The organism is Janibacter sp. YB324 (assembly GCF_014217915.1).
Classification (GTDB): Bacteria; Actinomycetota; Actinomycetes; order Actinomycetales; family Dermatophilaceae; genus Janibacter; species Janibacter indicus.
Map to the genome: position 1 here is coordinate 1,136,477 of NZ_CP060120.1, position 12,752 is coordinate 1,149,228.

Genomic DNA, 12,752 nt, shown 5'->3' on the forward strand with positions numbered 1-12,752 from the left:
CGGGCTGCCTAGCGTCGAGGTCATGAGCCGACGCACCACGGAGCCGTCCGAGCGGGTCACCGAGATCCTCGACGAGTCGCGTGACCCGCGCCCGCTCGAGCTGCCGTCGACGCTCGCGGGTGGCCGCTACGGCGTGAGCCGACAGGCGGTGATCGGCGTCGCCCTCGTCGTCGCGCTGGCCGTGGCCATGCTCGCCGGGCGTTTCGTCCTCGCGCGCGAGGAGGCCGCACCGGAGCCCGTGGGGGTCGAGCAGGTGGGGCAGTCGGAGCCGGGCGAGGGCGGAGCGGACCCGGGCGGGGCGGAGCCGGGGGGAGCCGGGGCGGCCGCGAGCGGCGCCGCGCCGGCGGGGTCCACGGCCCCCGGCACGTCGACCGGCAAGGTGACCGTCCACGTCGTCGGGCAGGTGCGGCGACCGGGCATTGTCACCCTCGACGCCGGGGCGCGGGTGGCCGACGCCATCGACGAGGTCGGGGGCGCGACGGGGCGAGCCGACCTCGGCAGCGTCAACCTCGCGCGGCTGCTCGTCGACGGTGAGCAGGTCGTCGTGCCCACGCCGGGCGAGAGCATCGCGGCGGCCCCCGCGCCCGGTGCCGCCGCCCCGGCTGCTGGGGCACCGGCAGGCGGCGCTCCAGCGGGTGGCGCCGCGCCGGCCGCCGGCGACACGGTCAACCTCAACACCGCCGATCTGGCCACCCTCGAGACCCTGCCCGGGGTGGGGCCGGTCCTCGCCCAGCGGATCATCGACTGGCGCACCGAGCACGGTCGCTTCACCGCGGTGGAGGAGCTCGGTGAGGTGAGCGGCATCGGTGACAAGATCTACGCCCAGCTCGCGCCCAAGGTCACCGTGTGACGCGGGACCAGCCGCCGGCCCTCGACCTGCGGCTGCTGCTGCCCTGCCTCGGCGCGTGGGGCATCGGGGCCTGGGCGCTCTCGTGGTCGGGTGGCGTGCGGGCGTCCGTGGCGCTCGCCTCGGTCGTCGGCGTGCTCGTCCTCCTCGGGGCCGGGGTGCGCTACCGAGGTCGGCACGCCCGCCCGTCGCTGCGCCGTGACGGGCCCGCGGTCCTCGCGCTCGGCCTGGTGGCCGCGGCACTCGTGCTCGGGGCGTCGGCGGCACACGAGTCGACCCGGCGGGTCGGGCCGGTCGACGAGCTGGCGCACGAGCGGGCAATGATCCGCGCCGAGGGCGTCGTGCTCACCGAGCCCATCGTGCGGGCGGGACGCGGCTCGGGGGACGAGGGTGGCAAGGCACCCCAGCAGGTGCTGCTGCGGCTGCGGCTCGAGTCGGTGACCGCCCGCGGTGTGACGACCCGGGTGGACGCGCCCGTCTACGTCCGTGCGCAGGCGGAGTGGTCGCAGGTGGGCTGGCACGACCGGATCACCCTGTCCGGCAAGCTCGCTCCCGCCGACCTCGCCGACCCCGAGGTCGCCCTGCTCAGCCCGCGCGGGCCGCCGGCTCCGGTGGGTGATCGCTCACTCGTGCGCCGGGCCGCAGAGCACCTGCGGGCGGGTCTGCGGCAGGCCGTCGAGCCACTGCCGGCGGATGCCCGGGGCCTGCTGCCGGCGCTCGTCATCGGCGACACCTCGATGACGCCCGAGGACCTCACCGACGACATGCTCGTCACCGGCATGTCGCACCTGTCTGCGGTCAGCGGGTCCAACGTCGCGGTCGTCCTGGCGGCGCTCGTCGGCGCCTGCCGGGCTGCCGGCCTGCCCCGGCGCTGGAGACCTTGGGTGGCCGGGGCCGGGCTGGCCTTCTTCGTCGTGCTCGCCCGCCCGGAGCCGAGCGTCATCCGCGCGGCGACCATGGGGGCGATCGGCCTGCTCGGCATGAGCACCGACCGGCGCGGTGCGGGCACCCCCGCGCTGTGCGCGGCCGTGCTCGCCCTGCTGGCCTTCGACCCGTGGCTGGCCCGCTCCTACGGATTCGTCCTGTCAACCCTCGCGACGCTCGGGCTGCTGCTCCTCGTGCGCCCGTGGTCGGCGGCGATCAACGCGCACCTGCCCCGGCGCCTGCACCTCATCGGTCCCGCGGTCGCGATCCCAGTCGCCGCGCAGCTCGTGTGCGGTCCCGTCGTCGTCCTGCTGCAGGGAGACGTGAGCATCGTGGCCGTCGCCGCCAACCTCGTGGCGGCCCCCTTCGTCGCCCCGGCGACGGTCCTCGGGGTGAGCGCCGCCCTCGTCGCCGTGGTGAGCGCGACCCTGGCCGGGCTCGTCGCCTGGTGCGGGGCCCCCTTCGCCCTCGCCATCGCGTGGACGGCCCGGGTGAGCGCCGACGTCCCCGGCGGCGCGATGCCCTGGCCCGACGGGCCACCGGGTGCGGTCCTGCTGACGGTCGTCACGACGCTCGTCGTCCTCGGTGGGCCGTGGGCGATCCGACGGACCCGGGCCAGTCCGCTCATCGCCCTCGGCCTCGTCGTCGTGGTCGTGGCGGGGGCGGTGCCCACGCGCAGCTTCGCGTGGCCGCCGTCCGGGTGGCGGGTCGTCGCCTGCGACGTGGGGCAGGGCGACGGGCTCGTCCTCGCGTCCGGACCGGGGCGCGCGGTACTCGTCGACGTCGGACCGGAGGACGGGGGCATCGACGGCTGCCTGCGACGACTCGGCGTGGGCACGCTCGACGCGGTCGTGCTGACGCACTTCCACGACGACCACATCGGCGACCTGGCCGCCGCGATCGACGGGCGGGCGGTCGGTCAGGTCATCGTCTCCCCGGTGGAGGACCCGCAGTGGGCGGTGCGTCGGGTCCACGAGATCGCGGGGGAACGGGGTGTCCCGGTGCGCACGGCGCGGGCCGGCGAGCGGTGGCGGATCGGCGCGGTCACCGCGACGACCTGGTGGCCGTCGCGGACGATGGCCGGCGGGTCCGCGGCCAACAACGGCAGCATCGTCCTGCACGTCGAGGTGGGGGAGGTGAGCGCCCTGCTCCTCGGCGACATCGAGCGCGAGGCCGGCGGGGCGATCCGGCTCGCGCTGCGGCGCGACCCCGCGATGACGGCAGCGGCGGCCGACCTCGACGTCGTCAAGATGCCGCACCACGGGTCGAGCAACCTCGACCTCGGGCTGATGGACGCGGTGGCCGCACCGATCGCACTCGTCAGCGTGGGGGCGGACAACACCTACGGTCACCCCACGCCGACCGCCCTGGCGTGGGCGGGGCGGCACGGGGCCCGTGTGCTGCGCACCGACCGCCACGGTGACGTCGCGGTCCTCGACGGGCCGACGGTGGTGACGGCGCGCTAGCCGGTGGCGGCGCGGTGGTCTAGGCCGGTCCGGAGAGGCGCGCCGAGGCGGTGAGCGCTTCGAGCGTCGTCGCGACCGCCGGCACCTTGAGCAGGTCGTCGGTCGTCACGACATGGATCCGGCGCCGGGTCTGGGGGTCGAGAGGTCGGATGACGACGTCGTCGTTGGAGGTCGCGGCCCGGATGAGGTCGGGGATCAGCGCGACGCCCAGGCCCGCAGCCACGAAACCCTGCACCGCGACGTAGTCCTCGGTCTCGAAGGCGACCTTGGGGGCGAAGCCCGCGTCGTGGGCGATCTTGAGCAGGTGGCCACGGCAGCGGGCGCAGCCGGCGATCCACTCGTCGTCGGTGAGGTCGGTCATCGAGACGACCTCCTGACCGGCGAGCGGGTGGTGGCGCGGCAGGGCCACACGCACCTCCTCGTCGAGCAGCGGGTGCACGACGAAGCCCTCGAGGTCCTCGCCCCGGGCCAGCTCGCTGCCGTCGTAGGAGAAGGCGACGGCGAGGTCGACCTCGCCGGCCCGCAGGGCCGCGAGCGACTCCGGCGGCTCGGCCTCGGTGAACTGCACGGACAGGTCCGGGTGCTCGGCGCGCACTGCGGCCAGCGCACGGGGGACGAGCGTGACCGACGACGAGGGGAAGGCCATGAGGCGCACCCGCCCGGACCGCAGCCCGGCGATGGCCGCGACCTCCTCCTCGGCGGCGTCGAGCGCGGCGAGGACCGGGGTGGCGTGGCGGGCCAGGACGGCCCCGGCCTCGGTGAGCCGGACGGAGCGACCGACCTTTTCGACGAGGACGGTGCCGGTGCGCTGCTCGAGGCGCTTGACCATCTGCGAGACCGCCGGCTGCGAGTAACCGAGCGCGAGGGCAGCGGCGGTGAAGCTGCCCTCCTCGGCGATGGCCCGCATCACGCGCAGCCCAGCGGCGTCGATCATGCGCCCATGGTAGGTCGTGGAGCCTCAGCCGGTGGACGAGCCCGAGCCGACGGGCCGCAGCGCCGACTGGACGACCACGCCGTCGCCGTACTTCGCGTCCAGGGCGCGCTGGATCGAGCCGTCGTCGTAGGTGACGAAGAGCTCGACGCAGCCCGAGCCGGGGTAGCCGGACAGCGCACCCGGCGGCAGGGAGTCCTCGTCCCGCCAGATCTCGTCGTGGATGCGCTCGGCGTCGTCGCACGTGGTCCGTGGGGCGGGACCGGCGGTGGTGTCGGGGCGCGCCTCGTCAGCGGCCGGCTCCGTGAGCGTCAATGTCGTGCCGTCCCAGGTGCCCGTCACCCGCACAGGCTGCGCCCACTTCACGCCGATCGCTTCGTCCGAGGTGACGTCCGACCACTGGAACCCCTCGAGCCGCGGACCGTCGCACTGCGGTGGCAGCGACTCCTGGACGCCGCCGAGGCAGGCTTGCGGGCCGTCGTCCTTCTCGATGACCATCGCCAGGGCCGTGACCTCTCCCTTCGCCGCCGGTACCGACGTCGGCATGGCCGTCGACAGGGAGGAGCTCGGGGACGTCGATCGCGGATCGGCCGTGGTCTGAGCGCACGCGGCGAGCAGCCCGGTGGTGGCGACGAGTGACACGGCACGAAGGGGGAGTCGCACGACGGGTCCTTCCGGCGGCGGGTGGTGGTGACCATCCTCGTGGACTGCGACGTCGGCCGGGGGCGGCTGGTTCCACCGGTCTGTCGCGCCGACCTACGATCGGTCCATGGCAGATGCGTCCGAGGCGGTCACGGAGCAGATTGCAGCCGTGCTGTGCGCTGGCCCGGCGCTCGTGCTCACCGGCGCGGGCATGTCCACCGACAGCGGCATCCCCGACTACCGCGGGCCAGACGGCACCCGCCGGGTGACGCCGATGCACCTGTCCGAGTTCGTCGGGAGCAGCCAGGCGCGGCAGCGCTACTGGGCACGCAGCTTCGTCGGCTGGAGACGCTTCCACGCGGCCCGGCCCAATGCAGCGCACCACCTCGTGACCCGACTGCAGGAGCTCGGCGCGGTCGGACCGCTCATCACGCAGAATGTCGACGGCCTGCACCAGGCCGCCGGCACGCGCGATGTCGTCGAGCTGCACGGCAACCTCGTCGAGGTCGTCTGCCTGACGTGCGGCGCACGCATCGACCGGCCGACGCTCGACGCGCGGATGGCTGCGCAGAACCCCGGCTTCGACGTCGACAGCGACGAGATCCGGCCCGACGGCGACGTGCGCCTGGACGCGGTCGACGTCGACCGCTTCGTCGCGCCGGCGTGCGATCAGTGCGGTGCGGACACACTCAAGCCAGACGTCGTCTTCTTCGGCGGGGCGGTCGCCAAGCCGCTCGTCCAGCACTGCTTCGACCTCGTGGACGCGGCGCCGAGCCTGCTCGTCCTCGGCAGCTCGCTGCAGGTGATGTCGGGGCTGCGCTTCGTCCGGCACGCGGCCAGGCGCGGGATCCCGGTCTCGCTCATCACCCGGGGGCCGACCCGGGGCGACGACCTCGTCGACCACCGCGTCGACGGGGAGCTGGGGGACTCCCTTCGCTCCCTCGTCGACCTCGTGGAGGTGGAGGTCAGAGGCGCCGCAGCACCGCGGTGACCTTGCCGAGGATCGTCGCGTGGTCGCCGTCGATGGGGTCGAAGGCGGGGTTGTGGGGGAGCAGCCACACGTGGCCGTCCTTGCGCTTGAAGGTCTTGACCGTGGCCTCGTTGTCGAGCATCGCGGCGACGATGTCGCCGTTGTCGGCGCTCGGCTGCTGCCGCACCACGACCCAGTCGCCGTCGCAGATCGCCGCGTCGATCATCGAGTCGCCGACGACCTTGAGCAGGAAGAGCGAGCCCTCGCCGACGATCTGCTTGGGCAGCGGGAAGACGTCGTCGACGACCTCCTCGGCGGTGATCGGGACGCCGGCGGCGATCTGGCCCAGGACGGGGACATAGCTCGCCTCGGGGTGCTCGTCGCCGGAGCCGGTCGGGTCGACGACCTCGTCGTCGGCGCTCGCGCCACCACGCATGCCGGCCATGTCGGCGACCGCGGCGGGCTCGGTCGGCGTCGGCTCGCCGTCGGGGGAGATGACCTCGATGGCGCGGGGGCGGTTGGGGTCGCGCCGCAGGTAGCCCTTGCGCTCGAGGGAGGAGAGCTGGTGGGCGACAGAGCTGGGGGAGGTCAGCCCGACGAGCTCACCGATCTCGCGCGGCTCGGCGGGTAACCACGGGTGGCGACGGCATTGCGGATCACCTCGAGCACTTTGCGCTGGCGCACCGTCAGCCCGTCGCCGGTGTCCCGCTGCGGGAGCTGGTGGATGTTGTCCTCGTCGCCCATCTCGACCCCTTCGTCCGTCTGCCGCGACACCGTTGTCGGTGGTCGCTGGTCAACTTCTCGGTGTGACCGACAGTAGGCCGGTCGAACACGTATTTCAAACACATGTTCGAGCGTGTTGTTGATTTCTTTCGAACAGCCGTGTTAGACATCGTACAGACGTTCTATCGAACACCGGTTCGACAGAGCCGCCACGAGGAGGACCGCATGACCGCTCTCACCGCCGCCCCCGTCCGCATCGACGTGCGCCCCGGCCGGCCGGCACGCTCCCGTCACCTCGTCTCCGTGCCGACGGGTGACGCGGTCACCGACCGTGCGCCGGCCTCCCTTCGCCTGACCCGTCGTGGGCGCCTGGCCATCACGACCACGACCGTGCTCGTCGCGAGCATCGCCGGCGCGACGATGGCCTTCGGCGGCCCGGCCGCCACGCCGCAGACCGTGACGGTCGAGCCCGGGCAGACCCTGGGTCAGATCGCCGCCACCGAGCTGTCCGACGTGCCCACCCGTGAGGCCGTCACCCGCATCCAGCTGGCCAACGACCTGCCCTCGAGCCACGTGCACGCCGGTCAGACGCTGACCATCCCCGCGCCCTGAGGCGCCCCTGACTCCCGGGCTCTTCGACCCAGCCCGGGCCCGCCATCGGCCGTCTCCACAGCGCGTGGAGGCGGCCGATGTGCCGTTCGTCGACCGACCTGCCGGGGGACTTGCGTCGCGGCTCACAAGGGTTTCTAATGGTCACTACATCTAGTGGTTACACCGTTGTCATTCGTCCACATCTAGTGCACAGGATGAGGCCGGTTCTCCACAGGAAATGGGGTTTCGTCCCCAGATCTGTCCACCGCACCGTCCACAGGACGGCGTCGATCGAAGGGAGTAGGCATGCACTGCCCGTTCTGCCGTCACACCGACTCCCGGGTCATCGACAGCCGCACGACCGAGGACGGCAGCGCCATCCGGCGCCGCCGTCAGTGCCCCGAGTGCAGCCGGCGCTTCACCACCCTGGAGAGCGCCAGCCTGACCGTGACCAAGCGGTCCGGTGCGGCGGAGCCCTTCAGCCGGGCCAAGGTGCTCGCCGGTGTCCGCAAGGCCTGCCAGGGCCGACCGGTCACCGAGGACCAGCTCGCCATCCTCGCCCAGCGCGTGGAGGAGAGCATCCGCTCGCAGGGCAGCGCCGAGATCGACGCCCACGAGGTGGGCATGGCGATCCTGCCGCCGCTGCGCGAGCTCGACGAGGTCGCCTACCTGCGCTTCGCGTCGGTCTACCAGTCCTTCGACTCGCTCGAGGACTTCGAGACCGCCATCGAGCGGCTGCGCGCCGAGCACGCGCCCGCTCCCTAGACCAGACCAGCACTCCACACCGACCAGCAGCAGACCGTCACCACACGGATCGAGGAGAAGCAGCATGACCGAGACCGCCGGCAAGCCGAGCGCCCGTCGCGGGTCCCGCACCAAGGGCCTGACGATCAAGCGCATCCACACCACCGAGGGCGTCCACCCCTACGACGAGGTGACCTGGGAGAAGCGCGACGTCGTCCAGCAGAACTGGAAGACGGGTGCGACGATCTTCGAGCAGCGCGGCGTCGAGTTCCCCGACTTCTGGTCGGTCAACGCCTCGACGATCGTCACGACGAAGTACTTCCGCGGCGCGGTGGGCTCCCCGGAGCGTGAGGCCGGTCTCAAGCAGCTGATCGATCGCGTCGTCCTGACCTACGTCAAGGCGGGCAAGGAGCACGGCTACTTCGCGACGCCCGCCGACGCGGAGATCTTCGAGCACGAACTGACCTACGCGCTGCTGCACCAGATCTTCAGCTTCAACTCGCCCGTGTGGTTCAACGTCGGCACCGCGAGCCCGCAGCAGGTCAGCGCCTGCTTCATCCTCTCGGTCGACGACTCGATGGACTCGATCCTCAACTGGTACAAGGAGGAGGGCTTCATCTTCAAGGGCGGCTCCGGCGCCGGCCTCAACCTCTCCCGCATCCGCTCTTCCAAGGAGCTGCTCTCCTCCGGCGGCACCGCCTCCGGCCCGGTCTCCTTCATGCGCGGTGCCGACGCCTCCGCCGGCACCATCAAGTCCGGTGGCGCCACCCGCCGCGCGGCCAAGATGGTCGTCCTGGACGTCGACCACCCGGACATCGAGGAGTTCGTCGACACCAAGGCGCGCGAGGAGGACAAGATCCGCGCGCTGCGCGACGCCGGCTTCGACATGGACCTCGGTGGCGCCGACATCACCTCCGTCCAGTACCAGAACGCCAACAACTCCGTCCGGGTCACCGACGAGTTCATGCGTGCGGTCGAGGAGGGCACCGACTTCGGTCTGACCTCGCGCAAGGACGGCTCGGTCATCGAGACCGTCGACGCCCGCGGCCTGATGAAGAAGATCGCGACCGCCGCGTGGGAGTGCGCCGACCCGGGCATCCAGTACGACGGCACGATCAACGACTGGCACACCAACCCCGAGACCGGTCGGATCACCGCGTCCAACCCGTGCAGCGAGTACATGTCGCTCGACAACTCCTCGTGCAACCTGGCCTCGCTCAACCTGCTGAAGTTCCTCAAGGACGACGACACCTTCGACGCCGAGCGATTCCAGGCCGTCGCCGAGCTGGTCATCACCGCGATGGACATCTCGATCTGCTTCGCGGACTTCCCGACCGAGTCGATCGGCGAGACCACGCGTGACTACCGCCAGCTGGGCATCGGCTACGCCAACCTCGGCGCCCTGCTCATGGCGACCGGTCACGGCTACGACTCCGACGGCGGCCGTGCGCTGGCCGCGGCGATCACCTCGCTGCTCACCGGTGCGTCCTACAAGCGCTCCGCGGAGCTGGCCGGCATCGTCGGCCCGTACAACGGCTACGCCCGCAACGCCGACGCGCACAAGCGCGTCATGCGCAAGCACCAGGCGGCCAACGACCAGATCCGCACCATGCACACCATGGACAAGGACATCCACGCCTTCGCCACCAAGGCCTGGGACGCGGTCGTCAAGACGGGTGAGAAGAACGGCTACCGCAACGCGCAGGCGTCGGTGCTCGCCCCCACCGGGACCATCGGCTTCATGATGGACTGCGACACCACCGGCATCGAGCCCGACTTCTCGCTGGTGAAGTTCAAGAAGCTCGTCGGCGGCGGCTCGATGCAGATCGTCAACCTGACGATCCCGCGCGCGCTGAAGAAGCTCGGCTACGCCGAGGAGACCATCGAGGCGATCGTCGAGTTCATCGCCGACAAGGGTCACGTCATCGACGCCCCGGGCCTCAAGCCCGAGCACTACGAGGTCTTCGACACCGCCATGGGCGCCCGCGCCATCGCCCCGATGGGGCACGTGCGGATGATGGCTGCGGTGCAGCCCTTCCTCTCCGGCGCGATCTCCAAGACGGTCAACCTGCCGGAGTCGGCCACGGTCGAGGAGATCGAGGACGTCTACGTCCAGGGCTGGAAGCTCGGCCTCAAGGCGCTCGCCGTCTACCGCGACAACTGCAAGGTCGGCCAGCCGCTGTCCGACGGTGGGTCCACCGCCAAGGACGCCAAGGCCGGTGCCGAGGCCGCTGCGGTCGAGACCGAGAAGGTCGTCGAGTACCGCCCGCTGCGTCGCCGCCTGCCCAAGCGCCGCACCTCGCAGACCACGAGCTTCGCCGTGGGTGGCGCGGAGGGTTACCTCACCGCGGGCACCTACGACGACGGCGAGCTCGGCGAGATCTTCCTGAAGTTCGGCAAGCAGGGCTCGACCCTGGCCGGTCTGATGGACGCCTTCTCCATCGCGATCTCGATCGCGCTGCAGCACGGTGTGCCGCTGGAGACCTACGTCGAGAAATTCACCAACCTGCGCTTCGAGCCGGCCGGCATGACGGACGACCCGGACGTGCGGATGGCGCAGTCGATCATGGACTACGTCTTCCGTCGCCTGGCGCTGGACTACCTGGACTTCGACACCCGGTCCTTCATGGGCATCCACACCGCCGAGGAGCGTGCTCGCCAGCTCGAGACGGGCTCCTACGCCCCGGAGTCGTCCGACGACGACAGCGACTATGACGAGTCCTTCAGCCAGTCGGCCGCCACTTCGGAGGTCAAGGAGGCCAAGGAGTCGCCCGCGGCCGCCGTCGCCACCTCCGAGGAGGAGTCCGCTGACCACACCGGTTCCGGTGCCGCCTCCGTCCGCGAGGTCGACGCCACGGTCCACTCCTCGGCCGAGCTGCTCGAGAAGTTCCAGGGCAAGACCGCCGACGCCCCGATGTGCATGACCTGCGGCACCAAGATGCGTCCCGCCGGCTCCTGCTACGTCTGCGAGGGTTGCGGCTCCACCAGCGGCTGCAGCTGATCCGCATCCGTAGCTGACGAAGGGGGTTAACCGGCTAGTCCGGTTGGCCCCCTTCGGCGTGCTCAGCTGGCAAGCTCAGGTCCATGGCGTGGGACCTGGACTTCGAGCGCGAGTTTCGGTCGGCCGCGATGGGGTGGCTTGATGGAGAGACGTCCGCAGAACGTGACTGGCTCAGGTCCGAAGTGCTGCGCGAGTTCCAATTCGAAGGTGTCCGGATTCCCCTGATGGATGCCCAGCGCGGGATCCGGAAGCCGGCATCTGCGCAGGCGGCCCTGTCGATCCGCACGGTGTACCGATCCGAAGGGGCTGATCGACCGTATGAGGATGCCGTTGGAGCGGACGGGCGACTCAGGTACAAGTGGCGTGGGACGGACGCGCTGCATCCAGAGAACAGGGCGCTTCGTGCGGCTATGAATGCGAAACTTCCGCTGATCTGGTTCTTCGGCGTAGGTCCGGGCGATTACAAACCGATCTACCCCGTCTACATCGAGGCCGAGGAACCAGCGCAACATCAGTTCGTCGTGGCGATTGATGAGACCCAGCGGGAATCCCTGTCTGAGGTGGACGAGCACGTTCGGCGCTACATCCGGGTCGAGCGCAACCAGCGGGTCCACCAAAGAGTCTTCAGGTCGACGGTGATGCGGGCCTACGAGACAAGGTGCGCCGTCTGTGCCCTTCGTCATGGCGACCTGTTGGATGCTGCGCACATTGTCGAAGACGGCCACGATCTCGGGATTGCGTCAGTCCGCAATGGACTCGCGCTGTGCAAGATTCACCATGCCGCCTTCGATGCCGGCATCTTGGGTATCCGTCCAGACCATGTCGTCCAGATTCGACGAGACCTCCTCGAAGAGATCGATGGCCCGATGCTTCAGCACGGGCTGAAGGAGCGCCACGACGAGCGACTCATGGTCCTGCCGTCGCAGCGTCGTGAGTATCCTTCGCCCGATCTTCTCGAGATGGCGTTTGAGAAGTTCCGTGCTGCCAGCTGACGTCGTCAGTGTGGTTCTCTAACGTTGCGCATCGAGGGGAGGGGTCCGTGGCTCGCAATGAGAACTGGTCTGACGAGGAGAACAGCGTCCTCGTGAACGCTTACCTCGACATGCTTCGTCATGAGCTGCAGGACGAGGCGTACGTCAAGGCCGACGTCAATCGCATGCTCCAGGGTGTGCTGGGGCGTGGCCGAGGTTCGATTGAGTTCAAGATGGCAAACGTCAGCGCCGTGCTCCGCGAGATGAGTTTTCCCTTCGTCAACGGATACAAGCCGTACCCGAACATCCAGGCTTCGCTCCGTGACCGGGTGCGTGCAGAGATCCTGCGGCGTCATGACCTGACCGATCTGGCCTTCGAGGCCATGACGAGCCCCATCGAGGACGTTGTTCCGTCAGTGACATGGGCCGAGGGGCTACCCCCGGTTGTGGGCCTCAGCGACCGCGTCGCAGCCCCTGGCCAACGGGTGGGGAGGTGGGATTTCGTGGAGCTCGAGGCCACCAATCGAGCGCTTGGCGCAGCCGGGGAACGTGCTGTTCTTGCACGCGAGCGAGCCCTGCTGGTGGGTGCAGGGGAGCACCGCCTCGCTGATCGAGTTGAGCACGTCAGTCAGACGGTTGGGGATGGCCTCGGGTTCGATATCCGATCCTTCGAGCTCGATGGGTCGGACAAGCTCATCGAGGTTAAGACCACGAAACTCGGCTCCCACTGGCCCATGGTCCTCAGCCGCAACGAGGTCGACGTCAGTGCTGCCGAGGGGGACAAGTACTACCTGTACCGACTCCACGACTTCCGCCCTGAGTCGGTGAAGTTTTACGCACTGCGGGGAGATCTCCGAGAGGTGTGCGACCTACGAGCCGAGACCTTCCAAGCGCTCCCGTCCGCCCGCGCCGAGGTGGGTGGGTTCTAGACGGGGCAGTCGG

The 12,752-nt window shown here is 70.3% G+C and carries 10 protein-coding genes and 1 pseudogene; 8 read left to right on the forward strand and 3 right to left on the reverse strand.

Features of this window, described 5'->3' with window-relative positions; translation table 11 throughout:
• Window positions 1–22 precede the first annotated feature (22 nt).
• Together H7A72_RS05565 and H7A72_RS05570 are read left to right on the forward strand one after the other, a co-directional pair.
• Window positions 23–850: a ComEA family DNA-binding protein gene (locus H7A72_RS05565; protein ID WP_223277791.1), complete on the forward strand. Its 828-nt coding sequence runs from the start codon at window positions 23–25 to the stop codon at window positions 848–850.
• Complete coding sequence (locus H7A72_RS05570; RefSeq protein WP_185221899.1) at window positions 847–3,237, forward strand: ComEC/Rec2 family competence protein; 2,391 nt, start codon at window positions 847–849, stop codon at window positions 3,235–3,237. The genes H7A72_RS05565 and H7A72_RS05570 overlap by 4 nt, the downstream gene beginning before the upstream one ends.
• A gap of 19 nt (window positions 3,238–3,256) precedes the next feature.
• Here H7A72_RS05570 and H7A72_RS05575 read toward each other — a convergent pair whose 3' ends face one another.
• Window positions 3,257–4,171 carry a LysR family transcriptional regulator gene (locus tag H7A72_RS05575; protein ID WP_084450732.1) on the reverse strand — a complete coding sequence of 305 codons (915 nt, stop codon included), beginning with the start codon at window positions 4,169–4,171 and terminating at the stop codon, window positions 3,257–3,259.
• A 24-nt stretch (window positions 4,172–4,195) separates the two neighbouring features.
• Complete coding sequence (locus H7A72_RS05580; RefSeq protein ID WP_185221900.1) at window positions 4,196–4,810, reverse strand: hypothetical protein; 615 nt, start codon at window positions 4,808–4,810, stop codon at window positions 4,196–4,198.
• A 127-nt stretch (window positions 4,811–4,937) separates the two neighbouring features.
• Between H7A72_RS05580 and H7A72_RS05585 the strand changes: the two genes are divergently transcribed.
• The gene (locus H7A72_RS05585; protein ID WP_185221901.1) at window positions 4,938–5,801 is read left to right on the forward strand and encodes an NAD-dependent protein deacetylase; all 864 of its coding nucleotides are present in this window, start codon (window positions 4,938–4,940) and stop codon (window positions 5,799–5,801) included.
• On the opposite strand, the pseudogene lexA reads toward H7A72_RS05585, so the two are convergent.
• Window positions 5,776–6,524: pseudogene (gene lexA, locus H7A72_RS05590) on the reverse strand (transcriptional repressor LexA). The gene H7A72_RS05585 and the pseudogene lexA overlap by 26 nt on opposite strands.
• Window positions 6,525–6,728: 204 nt before the next feature.
• Between lexA and H7A72_RS05595 the strand changes: the two are divergent.
• The 5 genes from H7A72_RS05595 (at window position 6,729) to H7A72_RS05615 (ending at window position 12,739) form a co-directional block, all read left to right on the forward strand.
• Entirely contained in the window at window positions 6,729–7,115 is a 387-nt protein-coding gene (locus tag H7A72_RS05595; protein WP_072624241.1) for a LysM peptidoglycan-binding domain-containing protein, read from the forward strand.
• Between the two features lie 285 nt (window positions 7,116–7,400).
• Window positions 7,401–7,859 carry a transcriptional regulator NrdR gene (nrdR, locus tag H7A72_RS05600; RefSeq protein ID WP_072624242.1) on the forward strand — a complete coding sequence of 153 codons (459 nt, stop codon included), beginning with the start codon at window positions 7,401–7,403 and terminating at the stop codon, window positions 7,857–7,859.
• Between the two features lie 64 nt (window positions 7,860–7,923).
• Window positions 7,924–10,839: a vitamin B12-dependent ribonucleotide reductase gene (locus H7A72_RS05605; protein ID WP_185221902.1), complete on the forward strand. Its 2,916-nt coding sequence runs from the start codon at window positions 7,924–7,926 to the stop codon at window positions 10,837–10,839.
• Window positions 10,840–10,922: 83 nt separating this feature from the next.
• Window positions 10,923–11,831, forward strand: a complete 909-nt coding sequence (locus tag H7A72_RS05610; protein WP_223277792.1) for an HNH endonuclease — start codon at window positions 10,923–10,925, stop codon at window positions 11,829–11,831.
• A 47-nt stretch (window positions 11,832–11,878) separates the two neighbouring features.
• A complete protein-coding gene (locus tag H7A72_RS05615) occupies window positions 11,879–12,739 on the forward strand; it encodes a DUF3883 domain-containing protein (protein ID WP_185221903.1) in 861 nt (286 codons plus the stop codon).
• The last annotated feature ends 13 nt before the right edge of the window (window positions 12,740–12,752 follow it).